This window comes from Prolixibacteraceae bacterium (assembly GCA_019856515.1).
In the GTDB taxonomy this organism is placed as follows: Bacteria; Bacteroidota; Bacteroidia; order Bacteroidales; family Prolixibacteraceae; genus Halosquirtibacter; species Halosquirtibacter xylanolyticus.
Map to the genome: position 1 here is coordinate 2,420,320 of CP082230.1, position 22,459 is coordinate 2,442,778.

The following is a 22,459-nucleotide window of genomic DNA, read 5'->3' on the forward strand; positions in this document are numbered from 1 at the left end:
ATAACACATAATAAATATAACAATAAGATACTAATAAAACAATAAAACTACCAATCCACCTTTCAGAAATCTAATTTCCTACCATTTTATCACATATTCAAAACTGTTTGGCATGATATTATTAGGCAGCAAGTTTATTATTATGAAAAATAAAGTACATTTACACCAATATTATATAAACAACCTTCTACTCATAATTGAAATTCACACAATAACTTAAGACTAGAATATAATTTGAACCATATACGGTCCAATCACAATTACCCAGAAGGCAAATTATGGCGTATAATATTTATTAAAAACTAAAACAAAGGTATAAACTAAAATGAGCTGGAAATCAACCCTTAAAAGAGGATTTATTTTCTTTCTTTTAAACTCAATTCTATGTCTATTGATATCTACAAGATATCTAATAAATACTGACATTTCGAGTCTCTCAACTTCAATCTATTTAATCATATCAACCATTGGTCATTATTTTGGGATAATACTCCTACTATATACCATTGTCTACATCCCTTTAAGCCTACTCTACAAACTTCCCAAACTACTAAACAGTATACTTATAATACTTTTTTCGTCCTTAACCACACTGCTTATTGTAGATACATTTGTTTTCCAACTATATCGGTTTCATATTAATAACTTTATCATCGGACTTATACTCGGTGAAGGGGCAGGAGACATATTTCAAATTGGGACTAATACATATCTTTTAGGGCTTCTATCCATATCCCTCATCATAGCTCTAGAATCACTTTTTGTGTTCTTATCAAAAAAATGGTTACATATATTTAGTATCAGAAAGGTAAAAACGATAACACTTAGTGGATTACTGATATGCCTATTATACAATGGAATATATGCCTATTCAGATGCTGTTGTGTTCCGACCTGTATTAAAACTTAAAGTTGTTTATCCATTATCTTTTCCTCTCACGGCAAAGTCTTTTATCTATAAGTACATTGTGGATGAGACGACAATTAACACCAGTCCAAAAATCACTATTCAGGAGAACAAAAGTTTAAACTACCCAAAACAGAAGTTGACAACCCAGTCGTCTAAGATGAACATACTTGTACTGATGATTGATGCCTGGAATTATCAATGTATGACACCTCAGATCACGCCCAATATAAACTCTTTTGCTAAAGAGAATCAATTATTCCTGAAGCATTTTAGCGGTAGTAATATGACCAAAGGCGGTGTATTTAGTTTTTTCTATGGTATTCCTGCTCTATACTGGGAAGACATGATTGCTAATCAAACAGCTCCAGTGCTATTCGATGTCCTAAAGAAACATAATTATGACATTCAACTATTCCCCAGTGCAACGCTAAGAAATCCATCTTTAAATCTAAATGTATTTAGTTCACTCAAAGATCCAAACCTATCGACCCAAGGAGAAAATCCGAATGTCAAGGATGCGAATATTACAAAGAATTTCATTCAATATATAAAAACAAGAAAAGATACGACCTCTCCGTTCTTTAGTTTTGTATTCTACGATTCGGCTCATGCAATCAACCACCCAAAGGATTACAAAGGACCTTTTCAACCAGAGTGGGAGTATCCAAAATATGAATTATTATCAAACAATCTGGATCCAATACCTTTCTTTAATCTATACAAAAATAGTGTCCATTATGTCGATCATCTAATAAAAGGGGTATTTGATATTATCAAAGAGAATAACCTTCTCGAAAACACCATTGTTATCATTACGGGAGATCATGGTCAAGAGTTTAATGAGAATCATAAAAATTACTGGGGGCACAATGGGAACTTTTCTAAATATCAAACACAAGTCCCTTTAATCATTCACTTCCCAGGAGAAACGGCTAAGGTGATGAATCACTTAACCACCCATTACGACATCACGCCAACCATACTACAGAAATATTTTCAATGTAAGACTCCGATTAAATCCTATTCTGTTGGGAAAAATATCTACGACAAAAGTGCAAGAGAGCCTATTGTCATGGGAACTGAAACTAAATTTGCATTTCGTGAAAAAGATCGCATTACATATATCAATGACGATAGAACATTTGAAATCACCGATCTTGACCTAAACCCTTTAGATGATGCACCAATTCATGCAAAATCTATTAATCAGTCAATGAAAATAATTAACCAGTATTACCAGTAGTATCAACGATGTAATGGATAAATCCAATAATATCGTTATATCAAAACAAAGATTCGTTGTATTCTTTTATAGAGAATTACAACGAATCTCGAATCAAATAAATGATCGATTGTTTACACTTTATTGTAACAATCTAATCATAAAAACAGGTCTATAATCAAAACCTCTTTAGATACCCAAATCACCCGAAGTATCTCTCTTCTCTTCCAAGTCACTGCGTTTCATCTTCTTATGCACTTTTCCTTTATTGAATCGCCATCCTATTTTGATCATTCCAATGCCTTTCAAAATAGTTACATCCGTAAAATTATCACTTCGGTAAGGCTTTACTCCACGAGGATCATTCCAAGATTGACCCAAGGAATAATCAAAAAGATCCCCACCGACAGGTAAACCGTAATAAGCCATAATATTAATACCACTCTTTTTGAAGCGTTTCATTACAAGACAAGAGAGCATATCATTTCCTGTCGTTCTATATCCCATTAACAATGGCTCATCATAAACGAAATTCTTATATATAGCACCAAAAACAAGACCTCGCTTCGCTACCTGATAAATCAACTGTCCTCTGATAAGTAGTGCATTCTCTTTCTGTACCATATTTCCGTATGCTAATTCATAGTGGTTGTAACTTCCCATAACCGCTGCCAACCACCTCTTAGAAAGCTTCAGATTACCACTAAATACGACCCCCATTTTATCATATCGATCAGCATTCACATAAGTATAAACATACTTGTCTGCCCCATTGATGGTCTCTGTTCCCAATCCCCATGTAGTAATCGCATTGTCACTCGTACTATAATAGGGAGTAATTCTTAACTTATTTCTAAACATATTGATACCCATCTCCACACGATGGGTGCTATATCCTTTGAGGTTGGGGTTTCCTCTATTCAAAGAGAACTCATCTATATAAGTATCGTAGTTCATCGTTTGAGAACGATAAGGATTGTTCGTTTTCACTTTATAGTTCAACAACACGGTTAGTTTTGTTGAAGGTTTATAAAGAATCCTAGCATATGGCAAATGCTGTACTTGAAAAGAGGTGGCACTCCCTAACTTATTCCATTCTGCTCCATATCCAAAGCCAGTCACAAACTTCTTAGAAATAGGAATATTAATATTTCCATACACCCTGTGATAAATCTCCTTACGTTTGTTTACACCTAAGCTAAAATTAGAATCAGTTGTCTGGTCTGCTACAGCACTATGTATCGTATCGTTAGAGTATTTCCATATATAATTATACCCCATCGACAACTCGGTCTTCTTACCCAATCGCTGTTCCCATTCTGCCACACCTTTAAAGTAGTCTGACTGTTTATCTTCATTTTGGATAGTACCCGAAAGACTATTGGTAGTACTTATTTCGGTCCATCGATCAGAAAGAGACCGATTATAATACCCCTCCATATTAATCTTCGTACGATCGCTAACATCAAACATATAGGTAGTCTGAAAATCATGGGTATGTCCATTCTCATCAACATACTGATCACTTTGATACACCTCATCTGGATTCTCATTATTACTATCGTTATAGACCCAACGCTCAAACATACGCTTATCTTTGTTTGCACCATCTAGATCATTATTATAACTATATTGTAATCCAAGCTTTTGCTTCTTTGTAATCTGATAATCCAAACCCGCTTTTCCATAAAGATAACCTGTCTGTCTATAATTATTATAGTCCAAATCTTTCAGGTTATGTGAAGTAATTCGTTGCGAACCATACTGTAGATCTTCTTGTTGTTCGAAATAGAAATCCTCCTTATAATGCCTAAAACTTCCATATACAAGCAACTTATCCATAGTATAATCTGTCTGCACATATTGCTGCGTTTGCATCCGTGTATTGGGACCATTATTACCATTGGTAGAAAAAACTTCTTTATCCTCTAGTGACAATGAGAAACCACGATAGTTCTTACGTAAAATTATATTAATTACCGCACTAAATCCTTCCATCGCATAACGACCATTAGCATCCCTGTAAATCTCCATCTTATCAATACGCTTTGACGAGAGACTCTGTATATACTTGACATCTTTTTTCACACCGTCAACCAATAGTAGGACATTCGATTTACCATCCACCGTGATCCCTTCACTGAGGTAATCGACATCCACACCAGGGGTCTTCCGTAATAAGAAATTGGTAGTTGGAGCTCCCTCTCTCATACTCTTTGTGATCGTCACCACATCCCTATCAATCTTATTCTGAATTGCAGATCCCTTTACTTGGACTTCAGATAAACTGGTGACAGAAGTTTTCAGGTCAATCATTTTTTGAATCACAGGTTGATTCCCATTTAACGTCAACTCTTGTTTCTCAAACCCAATAGAGCTAACCACCAACACATAACCATTATGTTTGGGGGCTTCGATTCTAAAGGACCCCTTCTCATCTGTGATGGCTCCACCTAATAGCGAAACTTTGTTTTCTGTATAGAGTGCTACAGTCGCAAACTGAATAGGCTGCTCCTCACTCACCACAGTTCCCATGATGGTAACATTCGATTTTTTTGCATTGACATGTATCACTCCCATGAGAATACACATAATCGTAAGTAAATAGCTTTTAATTTTATGACAATTCATATCGGTAGGTTAATTAAGTAAAATCTATGGCATGTAATACGATAAGGAGAATCAACACTATCATCCACCACAAAAGGGATGACTACTGTTTCTCATAAAACACATATCATATGATAACTACTTATAAATGTACACATTTAACAAATAAAAACAATCATCCAGAGTGTCTTTTTTCTCCAAACGATATTCACCATTAAAGCAAATGAAACTTTTACAGGTCGTGTAAATTAAACTCTGTATGGAATGGTATTTCACGATGGATTAAAGGTAGTTCCTTTGACTCTCCTTCGTGTTTCCTTCGTGTCTCCTTCGGCTATTGGTCACATATTAGATATAGATTGGTCATATATTGGTTACTAGTTCTCTACAAAAATGTGGAGGAAGGATGAGGAATATGTGACCAATATGTGACCGACATATGAACAATAGTCGAAGGAAACACGAAGGAGATACGAAGGAGATACGAAGGAAACACGAAGGAGATACGAAGGAAACACGAAGGAGATACGAAGGAAACACGAAGGAGATACGAAGGAGAGTGGGAGAAATTGTGTTCATCTCGTTATGGGGTGAGCCAATAGGTATTGTAAGGGTCTATAAATATATTTGTTGTTTTTTAGACAGAGTTAATTTTACACCGTCGTGGATTACTGTGGGGATAATAAGGCCCAAAGAGTGGGATTACTTTATGATGATAACAATGAATCTATTTTTAATATAGGATAGGATATGATTTGTTAAGATTATAAGCACGGTTTATTTTTAATCTGGGTATGGGGCGTTAAGAGTATAAGCATGGTTTATTCTAAATATCAGTGTGGTTTGTTGAAGCTCCCAAAACATTTATAGGTTAACAATGTTTTTAAGTCTAAATAGGAAATCGTATTTTTGGGAAAAGCTAGTGTATGAAACCAACGAAGATTGTCATTATTGGGCCAGCTTGGCCATATAGAGGGGGCATTGCAACGACCAATGAACGTTTGGCTAAGGAGTTTGAATCCGAGGGCAGAGAGGTTCATTTAGAGACTTTTACGATGCAATATCCGTCCATTCTATTTCCTGGAAGCAGTCAGTATGCCACTTGCGAAGCACCATCACTAAGCATAGAGAGAAGTATCAATTCGATGAATCCTATTTCGTGGATCAAAACGGGGAAGCGTATTGCGAAGCGAAAACCTGATATGGTGATTATTCGTTATTGGATTCCATTTCTGGCACCTGCTTTTGGTACGATAGCGCGTATCATTAAGCAAAACAGTAGTGCCAAGGTGTTGTTACTAGCAGATAATATTGTCCCGCATGAACAGAGGTTTTTCGATCCGATATTGACCAAATATATGGTTAAGGGGATTGATGGATTTTTGACCATGTCATCGAGTGTACTAAAACAGCTAGATCAATTTGATATTCAAAAGCCTAGGAAATTATCTATTCACCCACTGTTTGATAACTATGGAGATAAAGTTTCGAGAGAAGCCTCTTTAGATGCTTTGGGTTTAGATCCGAGTTTTCGATATATTCTATTCTTTGGGTTTATACGTGATTATAAAGGTCTTGATCTTCTCTTAGAGGCATTTGCTCAGATGAATAGAGAAGATCCTAAAGTAAAACTACTTGTGGCAGGAGAGTTTTATTCGAAACCGGATAAGTATCATGAATTGATCCAACGATTGGGTATAGAGGATGAGGTAGTGCTTCATACCCACTTTATCAGTGAAGATCAAGTGAAATATTATTTTAATGGTGCGGATATCGTTGCACAACCATATAAATCGGCAACACAGAGTGGGGTGACACAGATTGCCTATCATTTTGAAGTCCCGATGCTTGTCACGAATGTTGGAGGACTTTCCGAAATTGTTCCAGATCAGAAGGTTGGATATGTAACTGATATTGCTCCAACAAAGATTGCAGAAGCTTTAGATGATTTTTATTTAAACAATAGATATGCCTCTTTTGTAGAGAGTATAGAGGAGGAGAAGAAAAAATATAGTTGGGATAAACTGACAAAAGCATGCGATGATGTTTGTCAAGAGATAAAATCATTGTAATTTACGGCCCCTTTTGTACTGATTTGGGGGGATAAAGCGAATTGGATAGCACTCGAGAACTCTTTTCTTATTGGGAAATGAATGTCTATATAAGGTGCGGTGAATTGGTTTGGTTTATAATTGGTATAAGGTAAAGAAATAAATACTCACATTTTTGGTATCCTAAAGATGAATCTACAGACAGAAGCAGAGAAGCGATATATCAGGGATCTTTATGAAGATCTTCTTCAGTCATTCAACCGACCTCTCACAGAAGAGAATCGTCAGTTGCTTGATAAAGCATTTCATTTTGCGAACGATGCCCATATGGGGATACGACGTAAATCGGGTGAACCTTATATTGTACACCCTTTGGCTGTGGCTAAGATTGTTACGAGTGAGATCGGTTTAGGGACCAAAGCTGCTATTTCGGCGATCCTTCATGATGTCGTAGAAGATACGGAATATACATTAGAGGATATCGAGAATCTTTTTGGTGCCAAGATTGCTTATATCGTAGATGGGTTGACGAAATTGTCTGGAGAGTTTGATTCGAAGCAGGCAGCTAACTTTCGTAAGATGCTTCTGACCCTATCGGATGATGTGAGGGTTATTTTGATTAAGCTAGCCGATAGGCTTCATAATATGCGGACATTGGATGCGATGCCCCACCATAAGCAGCTGAAGATTGCAGGAGAAACACTATTTATATTCGCCCCACTAGCCCATCGTTTGGGACTATATCGCATCAAATCGGAATTAGAGGATCTGTCGCTAAAATATAAACATTCGGAAGATTACAATGAGATAAAGCTAAAGCTATATAACAATCAGGAACAGCGTAAGTTGTTGGTAGAAGAGTTTTGTAAGCCTATAGACAAAAAGCTTAAAGAGGAGGGGTTTGATGTCTCCATCAATGGTCGCCCTAAATCAATCTTCTCGATATGGAACAAGATGCAGAACAAAGGGGTTAAGTTTAGTGAGATATACGATCTTTTGGCCATTCGTATTATTTTCCGACCTGATCCCAATAAATCGGAGAAACGACAATGTTTTGATATCCTCTCTTTGGTTACTGATATATATAAGCCTCGTCCCGATAGAATTCGTGATTGGATCACCATACCGAAAGCCAATGGTTACGAAGCCCTTCATGTGACAGTTATGGGACCTGAAGGCAAGTGGGTAGAGGTGCAGATTAGAAGTCAACGAATGGATGAGGTAGCAGAACGAGGATTTGCTGCGCACTATAAGTATAAAGGTATTGAGGAGAAAGAGAAGGAGAAGGATATCGAACTTAATCGATGGTTTGAGAAGATCCGAGAGGTTCTACAGAACTCAGAGAACGATGCGTTAGACTTTTTGGATGATTTTAAACTGAATCTTTTTAGTGATGAGATTGTCGTCTTTACCCCTAAAGGGGAGATGAAAATTCTACCCAAGAATGCTACGGTATTAGATCTTGCTTATGACATACACACTCGTCTAGGAGATCAATGTATTGGAGCCAAGATAAACCATAAGTTGGTTCCTTATAGTCAAAAGCTATCTAGTGGGGACCAAATTGAAATATTAACTTCATCGAAACAGAGCCCTTCACCCGAATGGCTTGCAGTAGTGGTTACCTCACGTGCCAAAGAGAAGATCCGTAACTCCTTTAAGAAAGAGCATAAAAAACATATTGAAAGTGGTCATAAGATTTTGGAAGATGCGATTCAGAATAGTCGCTTTCAACTTTCGTCTAATGCTATAAAGAAGATTCTTCGTCACTTTGAGTTGAACACCAAGGAACAACTGTACGCGAATCTCGGTATGGGGATCATCAATATAGATAATATTGACCAAATTTTAGAGAAGAAGTCGGAGAACAAATTTGTTAAGTATTGGCGCTTGACTTTCTCGAAAAAGAAAGCCCTAGAGGAGGAAAAAAACAATATTGATAAAAAGAAGCCATTTTTATTAGGAGAATCCAATAAAGATTACGTACTTAGCGAATGTTGCCTACCCCTACCAGGCGACCAAGTGGTTGGTTATCTCGGTGAAGAACATATTGTGATTCATAAGATGACATGCTCGAATGCAATTAAGCTGATGGCAAACCAGGGAGATAAAATTATTACCGCTCAGTGGACTAAGTTCAAGCTCTTTTCATCCCTCGCCCAGATAAGAGTTAAAGGCTTAGATCGTGTTGGAATATTGAATGATATTACCAATATAATATCAAAGCAAAATGACATTAATATTAGATCTGTAAGTTTCGAGGCCCATGACGGAGTCTTTGAAGGTTTGTTGTATTTATACATTCATAACCTAGGAGACCTTGAATACTTAATGACAACCTTAAAGAAGGTAAAAGGAGTAGATTCGGTGGTACGTTTGGAGACAAACAATTAAGTATTAACAATTATTCTAGTCATATTTAGATCTAATAAAAATAATTTTCTTAATTTTACTCTACTATTTAAACTTAGATCAACAATGAATAGCGGTACTGTAAAAACAAAGGAAACAGTAAAGAATATCTTTACTGAGTATCTTATTAGAAAGGGGCATAGGAAAACACCAGAAAGGTTTGCCATTTTAGAGGAGATCTATTCACGTCAAGGTCATTTCGACATCGAATCGTTATACATTTCGATGAAGAATAAGAACTATCGTGTCAGTCGTGCAACATTGTACAACACCATTGAACTTCTACTAGATTGTAAACTCGTGGTGAAACACCAATTTGGGAAGAACATCGCACAGTTTGAACGTACTTTTGATGAGGATCTTCATGATCACATCATTGATACCAATAGTGGCGAAGTGATTGAATTTTGTGATCCTCGTATTCGTAAGATCATAGAAGAAGTATGTGAAAAGCAGAATTTTAAGCTTTCGCATCACTCTCTGTATATTTATGGAGAGAAACGTTGAACTCCTTTTTTAGGAGAAAAAAGAGGCTGTCTCCAATCGATATCACTTCCTCTAGTTTGAGGATTTAGCGTGATTGGTGTTACAGTAGATCTACCTTCTTTTACACTGGTAAAGAAATTGCATGCGCTTTTTATAGTGCGTTGGGGACAACCTCCTTTTTTATTTTTACTACTCAGTTATATGGAATTGGGCAGTATTTTATTCACTATTAAGAACCAACTTGGATCTCTTAATACAGTAGTTGACTTTGCGATTGGTATTCATCAGCTAGGTGTTGATATGCCACAATATCTGTTCGTTTCTTCACCTGAACTATAACCTTTTGTATTATAATCCCAACACCTCTTTAACCGCATATCAATACTGTTTTTAGTTTATTTAGATGAAATAATGCAGACGATGGATCTACTTCTTGTTTATATATTGAAGTTCTTCTTTGGTTAAAACCAATGTGTTTTTAATCGATGTATGGGTAGGGAAATTTAAGTAAAAAGGTCTATCTATATCAATAATATCTCCATCTAATTTATCTTTCGATACACCTGTGATCACGAAGCCTTGTTCAATATCGGTCTGATGTTTCTTACCTTGATAAAAGACTTCAGCAATTGCTCTTGAATGAAAATAATTAATTGTCCATTTATTATTATTTAGCTTCTGTAAAGATAGGTGGAAAACTTGTCTTTTATTTTCAATCGTAAATTTTTCACCACTCTTTCCCCTTATCCTCTTCCTAACCTCATCTTTGTTCACCGCATTCCAGTAGATCTCTGTGACGGCATTAGATTTATTATCAAAGATGATGTAATTCTTTACTAGGTTGTACAGAAGAGAGCCTTCTTTAATATAATCATTAGTAGAGAAAACGACCTTTGTTTGTAAGTGATTTTTTTCGACTTTGTTTATAATGATGGTATTGTCATCTACTATTTTCAATAATGCATCCAAATACCAGCTTATATATAACCTAGGCAGTAAATATCTGTTATTTAGGAAACACTTGCTAACAAATGCAGTGTCTCTTTTTGCATAGTCTATGGAACGTAAAGAGAATTTATTTTCATTCTCCAATTTTCTCCTTTTTCGAAAAGAACTCTTTTTACTCCACCAATCTAATTGGACTTGATTTAATCGCGAGATATTGTCATCTACTTTTATCACCTCTTTATAGGTGCATCGATTCAAAGAACTTGAAATTAAGTAGTTTTCATTGTAATATTGTAAGACTTCTTCTATTTTCTTCCTCAAGTTATACCCAACCACAATTTCATCAAGAAAGTAATCCGAAGGTTCGAGGTAAACAGTATCAGGTAATGCTATATCTGATACTATTATCTTCGTCTTAAAAGCAACATTACTAAAAGCGATTGTGTCTCGTAATTGTTTATCTATTTTGACGACTCCTTCCGCATTACTTATACTACCGATATCGAGGTTCGGGTAGTAAACATGAACTAATTCGATAGGCTTACGTGTGGATTTATCAATAACGGTGATCTCTTTCTTTTCCTGACACATTACGATGGAAAAAAAGAGTAAAAAAATAGAGGTAAATGTAATTCTCATATTATTAGATATCAGAAATGCAATAAGAAATACGGATCACTTCTTACGACATTTAAAGTCATTTATTCAAAATAAATTATATAATCTACAAACTCTACACGTTTATCTCGACGACATCCCATCGTGTTTTTTTTCGAGTTCTTCAACTTGGAAATTCTCTAGGAGTATTTGTTTATTCATAGCTTAAAATGTTATTATAAATCATAAGGGCAATATCGCCTTTAGACAAAGGCATATACTAACATAAAACTAATACAAACACCAGTAACATCATTACAATTAAACACATAATATCCAATATTATTAATATAATAAAACAATAATTACCTTTTACAATTAAATATATCAACAATAATTGACCAACATCTAATTCGCAAATTCATATAACACATACAAACATTCTATTATTTACATGTAATTATGCACTTAAATAGGCTTATGATAACCATACCTTTCACGACGTCTATCACTAAGCTTAGGATGTACCCAAATCATTCTTTCTAAATTAGATATTTTCCAAATATAGCGTTACATAAGAAAGTAATCATATCGAAGGGAAGACATATAAAGATGTAGCCCACAAGTTTGAACTTGCAGGCTACGAATACATCAATCTTCTATTATGTCATATTTCTAAATAAATATGTAATGTTCATATAGGACGAAACAGATCATCCTATCCTTAACACAACCACACACTATTTTGCCCACCACAACTCCGTACTTACTAAGTCAGCACCTTGATTTTGAATGGCTGCGTCGTAGAATGACTTGTTTACATTCTGCTCTAGTTGTGGGTATTTGATTCTCTGAACAAATTCACCTGGAGCTAATCCTGTTCCTTCGTCTAATACGTTTGGTGCTTTTAATACAGGTAGTTGGATACGACGATAGTCTGCCCATGCTTCCCATCCATTATCAGGGAAACCTCCTATGTATTTCTGGGTCATCACCTTGTCAAGGAATGAATCATTGGCACCACTATTAAAGTCATAATTGGCAGTTGTACCATTGATATTTTGTGATTCCGAATCCAAATAGTCTGCGATGGTTACCGCATCAACAGACCACTGTTCCATTGAAGCAGTTACTCCTTGGACATACATATCTCTTGCGGTTGCCCCCATATTCCATCCCATTAGAGCACCCTCCGCTCTTAAGAAATAGGCTTCTGAAGTTGGCATGATAATAAATGGTCGAGTAATCTCTTGCATCTCTTTACCTACACGAGAATTGTTTTCTGGGAGATTCTCAGGCTTCGACTTATCATCTTCCGTAAGTCCAACATTAATAGCAGTCCAACGCCCAGCATATGTTGCATCAGTTAAGAATGCTCCATTGTTATCCGAAACACCAAAGAAGTGAGGACCCCTTGGGTCAACAGTCGCTGGCACATCGGTATAAGTTATGCCAGCACCAAAATAGTCTGATGAAGGGAAAGGTTGGCCACCTAATCCTACCAACAAATTATACATTGAGGTAGACATAGCAACTCCGTTACCAGGTCCCCAATCTACATAGTATTTTGTTGAATAACCATTTCCCCAAGGGGCAGACCAGTTTTGCATCTTAGGCATCTCACTGTTCAGTACTAGTACACCTCCTGCCACAGCCTCTTCTGCATTTTGCTTCGCAATTTCTGGTGCCACATTGGATATTCTTATGGCAACACGTAGTCTTAAAGAGTTTGCGAATCGCTTCCAAAGGTCTACGTCTCCACCATAAATAAAATCTTGACGCCCCATGCTGATTGCAGTAGGAGACAAGCCATCTGCTGCTTCCTTGAGCTCCTTTAAAAGGTCCAAGTAGATATTCTCTTGTGTATCATACTTTGGATTTACACCAGTACCATCCGCAGCCTGAAAATAAGGCATGTCTCCATAAAGATCGGAAGTACGTTGGGTCATCCATGCTTTCCATATACGTGTAATGTTATAGATATTCACTTTTACAGGATCATCTTTGGTCATGCGCATAATGGTATTTGCCGAATTGAGCCAACCATAATATGCTTTCCAATAATCTTGAGCCCATATATCGGGCATCGTTCCTCTCTCGGTAGAGAAGTTTGGAGCAGAGTAATATTGAGAGAAAGCATCTACTCCAAGATTGTGTATACGCTGATGAAGGTAAGCTGTAAGTGTTGACTCCTTAGTCATTTTACTAAACAGCTGTGTAGGGTCTCCCGTATCAATACCTGGTTGATTGGGACTTACGTTCATCTCATCAAAGTTTGAACAACTAACCATCACAATAGTTAGCAGTGCAATATATATCGTTTTTATCGTTTTCATAAGTCTGCTATTTTTAGAAGTCCAACTTAATATTAAATCCTAGCGTACGAGGAGTTGACACTGCCCCTAGCTCTAATCCTTGTGCATTACTTTGTGAATAAGAAGACTCCGGATCTAAACCTGGCAGGTCAGAATATATCAACCATAAATTACGTCCGACAAAACTTACTTGTGCATTCGTGAATGGAGTTCCTTCTAATATTGATTTAGGAAGAGAATATCCGATAGATAGTTCTCTTAGTCGGATGTTCGTTGCATCGTAGATCCACTCTTCATCGACTTGAGACACTCTTGACCAATATGATTCAGGGTTTACCGTTGTTTGTACAGCATTACCATCTTTATCTACTCCTGATACAACATAACCACCTGTTCCAGCATACCATGCATCACGACCATCTGTAGTTTGAGCTAAGGTACCTGCACCTGCTGCCGCTTTAACCGATCCACTATAGAGGTTTCCACCTTTACGTATATCAAGCAAGAACCCAAGGGTTATATTTTTGTATGTAAAGTTGTTATATAGCCCAGCAGTCCAATCTGGAAGATAATTACCAATTACACCTTTGTCTTGTGATACCACAGGAAGACCTTCGTCATCTAGCACCTTTCGACCTTGATCATCTCTAACATAATAGGTTCCTTGAAGATCACCAAAAACGCCACCTTCTTTGGCAATTACAGAGACTTGTGATGTACTAGGAGAGATCACATAGGTATCAATTCCATCATACAACTCCACTACTTTGTTGGTATTCTTTGCCCAATTAAGTGTCATGTCCCATTGAAAGTTAGACGATTTCATTACGGTTCCACGTATCATTAGCTCGACCCCTTGGTTTTGAATATTACCTGCATTGATAAATTGGTTGGCATATCCTGTTGCAGGAGGAGTTTGAAGTGCAAGAATTTGATCACGTGTATTTACTTTATAGTAGGTAAAATCAAACCCTAAACGGTCGTTAAAGAGACGTCCTTCGGCTCCTACTTCATACGATGTTGCCTGTTCGGGCTTTAAATTTGTTGGAGGTAGATCTGAAGGAAGAGTTGCTCCTGGCACTCCCGACTCGCCAATAAGGTCTATATTTAGATATTGGTCAAGTTTGTAAGGTGCTGTATCGTTACCTACTTGTGCCCATGATCCTCTTACTTTTAAGAAGTTAATCCATTCAGGCAATTCGACCATTTCTGAAATCACCCACCCAAGTCCTACTGAAGCATAGAAGTAGGATCTATTGTCTGATGGTAATGTTGAAGACCAGTCGTTACGAGCAGTTACATCCATAAATAGATATCCATCCCAACTCAATTGCCCCATAGCATAGAGTGAATTAATTGATTTCTCATAATAGTTGGTAGTTGTTCTTGGTGCTTTCCCATTATTAATAGAGTAGAAATCAGGTGTTATCAACCCATTTGCCCACTGAGTTGTACTCATATTGTTTTGACGCATAATGTTACCACCGACACTAATGTTGGTTGACAGCTTAGAGATGAGTTCTGTTTTTGTCGCCGTAAGTAGGAAGTCGGCATTGTCTTCTCTCAATGTAGAGACATCTTGCTTTACATCCCCCGAAGGTTGCCAATAAGGAACACCTGTTCCAAGTTGGTCATATCCTCTGACCGTTGTATAGTCTGTACCATAACGTAGCTTGGCAGTCAACCAGTCATTGAATTTATAATTCAGGCTTGCCATAGCAATAACACGGTTCTTGTCATCCCAGTTGGTATTCATATTCGTTGTCCAATATGGATTCAGAATCATACCTCCATTATCAGAGTATCTACGAACCGTTAGATCATCGTTACGATAATCTTTCATATCAGAAAGGTGAATACTACGAGGCATTAATGCCATATTTAAGTATACATTATCTGGGTCACCTGCAAGTTTTGGTCTGTTCTCTCCACGAGATTTGATGTAGTTAAACTTCATATCAAGAGATAGTTTTTCATTGAAATCGATAGTCGATCGTAGATTCAATGTATTCCTATTGAGCTTGTTGTTTGGAAGTTGTCCCCAGTAGTCCATACGGCTAAATCCAGCACGGAATTTCACTTTATCTGAACCTGCTGTAACATCAATATTGTTGGTCATATTCACCCCTGTTTCCAGAAAGTCTGTTAAATCATTGTCGTAAGGTGTGAATGCCCTTGTTTCTCCGGTCCAATCTTTAATCATCTGTCCCTCCATTTTTGGACCCCAACTTGATCCTCCACGCTCAACAAATGCACCCCCCGTACCTTGACCATATTCATTTTGTAGATCTAGTTGGGTTAACGGAGATTCAAATACAACATTAGAACTAAGTGAGACTTTCACTCTGTCGGTCTTTGCTCCAGATTTGGTTGTGATTAAGATGACACCATTGGCAGCTCTAGAGCCATAAAGAGCTGCTGCAGCAGGCCCTTTTAATACAGACATTGTTGCAATATCGTCAGGATTAATATCTGCAATACCATCACCTCTATCAATCGCTCTATTTCCCCAACGATCGTCAGTGTTTGAAGAGTTATCAGTAATTGGAACCCCATCGACCACGACCAATGGTTCATTGTTTCCCGATATAGAGCTATTTCCACGAATGACAATACGGCTACCTCCACCTGTACCAGTACTTGAAGGAGATATCGTCACCCCTGCAACTTTACCAGAAAGGCTATTCACGACATTGGCATCTTTTACTCTCGAAAGATCATCACCACTCACCTCTTGTACTGAGTAACCCAATGATTTCTTCTCTCTTTTGATACCAAGAGCCGTCACGACAACTTCGTCAACACCGATAGAAGCAGTCTCTAGCTCGACATTTAAAGTCGTTTGATTTTCATAAGGAACATCAATTGTTTTCATTCCTACAAAAGAAAATTGCAGGATATCTCCCTCTTCTACTTTTAATGAATAAGTTCCCTCAAAAGTAGTTACTGTTCCATTTGCAGTGCCTTTCACAAGCACTGTTGCACCGGGAATAGGAGTTTGGTCTTCTTTCCCCTTTACTACTCCATTAAGTGTCTTTTTTTGAGCAAAAAGAGTGGTGGAAACGATGATTAGCATCGTAGTTAAGAGTAGTTTCCGTGTTCCGTTCTTAAGTATTCTCATCATAGCGGATACGTATTTGTTAGTTAATTGTGTTTCATTCCCCTCTGAATGGTTGATCTAGTAGGGTATATTCAGAGAAGAAAAAGTAATAGCGTCGATACAAGCAAAAAGAGTAGAATCAATACAACAATTTGAGCTTTTCGTACGCGCTTTAGTTTTTCTTGAATTTCTTTCTCTGTTCTCATATCCCGAAAGTACAATTAGTGTACATTTTCGTTTTTCACCATTGTTTCTTTAATACAAACAGTTGTTCCACTACTTGAATTATTGTTACAATAGGTTTAAACTAATGTTTCACCACCAACAAGAAAAACACTCACTACCAATACTTTACAAAGAGGATACATATTCTGAGGGAGAAACTCCAAATCGCTTATGAAAAGCTCGAGTAAAGTAAGAGGCATTGTTAAATCCGACCATATATGCTACCTCTGTAACTTGATATTTTCTACTTTTTAATAGTGTTATAGACTGCTCTAAACGAAGGCTATTAATATATTCAGTCGTTGACATACTACAGATTGCCTTTAATTTACGATGCATTGATGTCCTGCTCATATGAGACTTCTCACAGACGAAAGAGACACCTAATTCTGGGTTATCTAGGTTGGATAAAACGAGTTTACGTAGAGAGGCAACCCATTTACTATCTACTTCTGACGATACTTCTTTCTCAATACTAAGTGGGACCTCTTTTCTCTTTTGCGCAAGGCGAGCTCTATTTTGAAGGATTGAGGCAATATAAGACTTCAACAGAAGAGGGTCGAAGGGTTTGGATAGATATAGTTCAGCCCCTTCGTCTACAGAAGCCATTTTGGCCTCAACAACATGTTTTGCAGAGAGTACAATTACAGGAATATGACTTGTAATAATATTCTTTTTCAGTAGTGATAATAACTCTATTCCATCGACCTTAGGCATCATTAAGTCTGTTAATATAATATCAGGCATAAATGAAGTGGCCTTCTTATAACCTTCCTCTCCATTAATTGCGATCATTACATCATACTGTTCTGAAAGTAGTTCCTGAATATATTGCAACATGCTAGGATGATCATCGACAATCAAACATCTAGCTCTATTTCCTAATACCTTTGTTGATTTCACTGGGGATGGCAATTTATTGACCTTGGGCAACTCTTCAACATCATGTGCCTCTTTAATCTTACAAGGTATAGTGATCCTAAATGTTGTTCCGTCTCCCTGCTTACTCTCCAATGTAATTTGCCCCTGATGTAGATCAACAAAATCTTTGACAATACTAAGTCCTATACCAGCACCTTCTTCTTTACTCTCCTCATCCACTCTAAAGAAAGGATCAAATATTTTAGCTTGTTTGTGTTTCGGTATCCCAATCCCGTTGTCGGATACTTCGATATGCACGACTCCTTCACCAATAGAAATATTACTCTCTTTGACCGTTGTGATTAGATGAATAATCCCACCATTCTTATCGCTATACTTCACTGCATTAGAGAGTAGATTAGTGATGATGGCCTCTATCTTCTCGAAGTCTAAAGCCACTAGAGGTCTCTCTGTCTGCACATCATATTGAATTTCGATATTTTTTTCTCCTGCTAGCTCTTGAAATTCATGTACTTTCCGCTCTGCCATTGCATCTATATCGAAGAAGCGTGCATTCAACCGTAACTTACTAATATTCATCTTTTGAAAGGATAGGATATTTTCGGCTAGTTTCTTTAGATAGACCGATTGTTGATATACAAGATTTAGTTTAGAACGTTGTTCTCCTTCTATATTCGACTTCTCAAGCATCTCTTTTATTGGAGCAAGGATAAGTGTTAATGGGGTCATGAACTCATGAGCCATCTTGGTGAACATCTCCATTCTAATCCGATGAAACTCTTGTTTTCGTTTGCTATTAAGCGATTCTATCTCGGCCTCCTTCTTTAGAAAATAAAACCTATTCGAGAGCTTTTGGTAGACCCATAAAGTAAATAACAAGATCATTAAATATAGGAAGAAAGCCGCTTTTGTTCGCCACCAAGGACGTATCACCGATATAGGGATAACCACCTCGTTACTAAACTTGTTTGTATTTGGATAACCAGCTCTTATACGAAGGGTAAAATCTCCATAAGGTAATCCCATTAAGGTTAAGAAACGTTGCTCTTCTAGTTTATACCACTTATCCGTGTAACCATCTATAGAGTAGCTATAAACCGCCTTCTCTTTTTGGATGTAATCTATCCCTACAAACTTTAGATGCAGTGCATCATACTTAGGAAACCATTGAACAGAGAGTGAATCTTTGGAGAGATCTACAGGCGTAGAAAATTCGCCATCTACTAAGGATAGGTCTTCAAGTATTAATCGTGGAGTAGGAATTTGATAGTGGACTTTTTCAGGATTAAAAACATAGAACCCACCAACGGTACCTAATACAAAACGACCATCATGTAACTTTAAAGCACATGTAAATTGGAGTGCGTGTAATCCATTGCTTTCATCTAGATTGGTCAACTTCTGTCGGCTCTTATCTAGAATAGAAATACCTCTATTGGTCATGATCCATATGGACATATGGGCATCCTCTAATATCGCATATACTGTATTATTTATCAACCCATTGGATTCATTTATCCAGACCAAACTATCGTCCTCTTTTTTTGCAATACCTGCACCATTCGTTCCCATCCAAATGGCGTGTGATTGATCTTGCATTAAAGAGGTAATTGCAGAAGCTCCACGCCCATTTTTATTGGTCGGATCGCTATAGTAGCTGGTTAGTTTTTGGGTGCTGTTATCTAATTTGAACAGACCGTTGGAAGAACCAAACCAGGTAGTGTTTTGCTGATCAACTAAACTTGTTAGGATATATTCATTTAGCTGTATTCCTTGGGTTCGATATTTTGACAGAGTCTTGAACCCTTTTTGTGGCTCATACTTAACGACACCTTTTCCTAAGGTTCCTAAAAAAACATCTTCTCGGTTACTTGCAATGGTCCAGATACTGTTTGAAGGGAGTCGATCATTAAGTTCAGAATTTGAGGTATAATGGTTCCAATATTTCGAGTTCTTGCTGAGTTTGAATACCCCCTCCTTATAAGTTCCAATCCACAATGTTCCACTATCGTCTTCGGAAATACTCTTAATCACCTTTGCTTCAAGCGTTGGAAAGATATTGGCACTGGTCATTCTCATTCTCTTCAAATCATACATCCATAATCCAGCTCCATCAGTTCCAATCAAAAGTGTGTCTTTAGACCACTCATAAAGCGAGATGATATTGTTCACTAATAGATCTTTATCTAAAGAGCCAGAATTCACTTTACGATAGCCATAGTAGCTTCTCATTGGGTTTTGTGCCCATAAGCCTAATCCCACAGTTCCATACCATACCACGCCCTGACGATCAACAAGAATAGATAGTATTCCAGGGGAACCACTAAAATTAAAATGTCTTTTTATCTTTCCCTCTTTCGAGACACAGTAGACCCCATCCCCATCGGTAGTTATCCATAAATTCTCATTTTGATCCTCATGGATCTTTCGAATAACTTTTGCTCTACTTGGTAGATGAAAGGGAGCAAACTCTTTAGTTCGCTTATCAAATAACACTACACCTTGGCTCTCCGTTGCAATCCACACATATGGACCACGCACATGTATGTCTACAATTTGAGATGATGGAAGAAAAAAACGTTCTGTATGTGTCGTTAAGGTTGAGTAAGAGATCAAAGAGCCATCCAATGTAGCAAGCCATATATGTTCATCTACTTTGTCTTTATCCAAAGCCACAATATGAGCTTCATTTAATCTCCATTTCCATGAAGTGCTTATTCCATCCTCACTATGATATAGACCTTTGCCAACTACGGAGCACCATATTCCAGTATCATTTGAAACCCATATATCTGAAATTGAACGATTGGACCGGTTGGATATGGAGACTGTTTTAAAGTCTCTTGAATTCTTATTATAGAATGACAGACCTTCATCCGTAGCAATAAGTATCGTATCATGATAAGATACAAGTCTGTTGATATGATTACTCTTTATAGAAGTAGGATCTTCACTCTTTCGGAAAGTGCTCCAGTTGTATCCATCATATCGATTGAGTCCATCGTAGGTTCCTACCCATAAATAGCCCTGATCATCTTGCAATAATGAGGAGATGGTATTATTAGAAAGGCCATTAGACATGGTATAACGATCAAAATCACTCATCTCTTCAGCACTCACCCTATTCACGACTCCTACGAATAGAAGTAACTCAAACAATAAAACTCTGATCATAGATAGACTGATTTTAGATGAATGTAAAATAACATATCTTCCTCAAAATACTTTATACTATCAACTATTTATAGGACAGAAACGGTCTATTTTCACTAAGATTAACAATGTTTAGGCTATCTGCACTCATGTATTATGAAAATAAATAATTATTAATAGACATAACAAAAGAAAAGTCCGAACCATTAATAAATGGTATCGGACTTTTTCAGACATAACACACTAGTCACTTCAAGAAGATGACTATTTTTTATATTTCTTTTAATACAATGGATTGACTACATTTCTTTGCTCTTTCAATAATATCTTCTAATGGCTCTTCTTTGTTATTTTCCCAAGCTAAAGCAACAGCCATTCGTCTACCTATTCGAGCATCTTCTTTTCCAAAGATACGCAAATCTGAGTAAGAATCCATCATTGCACACTCAATTCCTTCAAATAAAAAACGATTCGATTCAATAGGAGCCAATACCACCGCACTTGCACCCTTTTTTTCCAATCTAACTTCAGTAATAGGTAATCCTAAAATTGCTCTACAATGTAGCTCAAACTCGTTCAAGTTTTGTGTATTTCCAAGTGTGACCATCCCCGTATCATGAGGACGTGGTGATAATTCAGAGAAAATTACATCATCAGCTGTTACAAAAAACTCTACCCCCCAAAGTCCATTACCTTCCAAGGACGTTGTAACTTTTTGTGCCATCTCTTTTGCTTTGCACAACACCTCTTCGGACATTGCAACAGGTTGCCAACTTTCTTGATAATCACCATTAGCTTGACGGTGACCAATAGGTGGACAGAAAAGTGTAGGAGCCTCTTCTTGTGTCACGGTAAGGAGAGTAAATTCATATACAAATGGGACAAAAGCTTCAACAATCACTTCTGTCGCATCGCCACGGCCTTTCTCTTGTGCATTATACCACGCATTTGACATATCGTCTATACTCTTGATTGTGGATTGCCCTTTTCCAGAAGAGGACATTAAAGGCTTAACCACACAGGGCATTCCAACATGAAGCACAGCCTCTTCTAACTCTTTCAAAGAAGTTGCATAAAGATAATTAGCTGTTTTTAAACCAAGATCTTTCGCTGCCAAATCACGAATCTGTTTTCTGTTCATGGTATAATTGACCGCTTTTGCAGATGGCACAACTGTAATCCCACGCTTCTCATAATCATAGAGTCTTGAAGTACGTATAGCTTCGATTTCTGGGACGATATAGTCTGGTAGATACTTTTGTACCACTAGATCTAATTGATCGCCATCAAGCATGTCTATGACCTCTCTATAGTCAGCTACTTGCATTGCTGGTGCATTGTCATAACAATCAACTGCAATCACCTCTTGACCAAGTCTTTGTGCTGCAATCACAAACTCTTTACCTAGTTCACCTGAACCTAAAAGAAGAATTCTCTTTTTCATTTTATATCGGGAATTAAATTTTGGTATCGCAAATATAGAGGGTTGTTTCATATGGTTATGTGGGATATATCATTTATGGTAAAACCATAGCATTAATTTAAGATA

10 protein-coding genes are annotated in these 22,459 nt (G+C 37.1%); 4 read left to right on the forward strand and 6 right to left on the reverse strand.

The window, feature by feature from the left end; translation table 11 throughout:
• The first annotated feature begins 325 nt into the window (after positions 1-325).
• Entirely contained in the window at positions 326-2,152 is a 1,827-nt protein-coding gene (locus tag K5X82_08615) for a sulfatase-like hydrolase/transferase (protein QZT38944.1), read from the forward strand.
• A 168-nt stretch (positions 2,153-2,320) separates the two neighbouring features.
• Here the strand turns inward: K5X82_08615 and K5X82_08620 are convergent, their stop codons facing one another.
• Positions 2,321-4,762: a TonB-dependent receptor gene (locus K5X82_08620; GenBank protein ID QZT38945.1), complete on the reverse strand. Its 2,442-nt coding sequence runs from the start codon at positions 4,760-4,762 to the stop codon at positions 2,321-2,323.
• A 905-nt stretch (positions 4,763-5,667) separates the two neighbouring features.
• Between K5X82_08620 and K5X82_08625 the strand changes: the two genes are divergently transcribed.
• The 3 genes from K5X82_08625 (at position 5,668) to K5X82_08635 (ending at position 9,711) form a co-directional block, all read left to right on the forward strand.
• Complete coding sequence (locus tag K5X82_08625; protein QZT38946.1) at positions 5,668-6,813, forward strand: glycosyltransferase; 1,146 nt, start codon at positions 5,668-5,670, stop codon at positions 6,811-6,813.
• A 168-nt stretch (positions 6,814-6,981) separates the two neighbouring features.
• Entirely contained in the window at positions 6,982-9,186 is a 2,205-nt protein-coding gene (locus K5X82_08630) for a RelA/SpoT family protein (GenBank protein ID QZT38947.1), read from the forward strand.
• Positions 9,187-9,270: 84 nt separating this feature from the next.
• Entirely contained in the window at positions 9,271-9,711 is a 441-nt protein-coding gene (locus K5X82_08635) for a transcriptional repressor (protein ID QZT38948.1), read from the forward strand.
• A gap of 405 nt (positions 9,712-10,116) precedes the next feature.
• On the opposite strand, the gene K5X82_08640 is transcribed toward K5X82_08635, so the two are convergent.
• The 5 genes from K5X82_08640 to purT all read right to left on the reverse strand — a co-directional run bounded on the left by K5X82_08640 (position 10,117) and on the right by purT (position 22,354).
• Positions 10,117-11,277 (reverse strand): hypothetical protein, encoded by a 1,161-nt coding sequence (locus K5X82_08640; GenBank protein ID QZT38949.1) that lies wholly within the window; start codon positions 11,275-11,277, stop codon positions 10,117-10,119.
• Positions 11,278-11,975: 698 nt separating this feature from the next.
• A complete protein-coding gene (locus K5X82_08645; protein ID QZT38950.1) occupies positions 11,976-13,571 on the reverse strand; it encodes a SusD/RagB family nutrient-binding outer membrane lipoprotein in 1,596 nt (531 codons plus the stop codon).
• Between the two features lie 13 nt (positions 13,572-13,584).
• A complete protein-coding gene (locus K5X82_08650; GenBank protein QZT38951.1) occupies positions 13,585-16,674 on the reverse strand; it encodes a SusC/RagA family TonB-linked outer membrane protein in 3,090 nt (1,029 codons plus the stop codon).
• A 327-nt stretch (positions 16,675-17,001) separates the two neighbouring features.
• A complete protein-coding gene (locus K5X82_08655; GenBank protein ID QZT38952.1) occupies positions 17,002-20,931 on the reverse strand; it encodes a response regulator in 3,930 nt (1,309 codons plus the stop codon).
• 250 nt (positions 20,932-21,181) lie between these two features.
• Entirely contained in the window at positions 21,182-22,354 is a 1,173-nt protein-coding gene (gene purT, locus K5X82_08660) for a formate-dependent phosphoribosylglycinamide formyltransferase (protein ID QZT38953.1), read from the reverse strand.
• Positions 22,355-22,459: the final 105 nt, after the last annotated feature.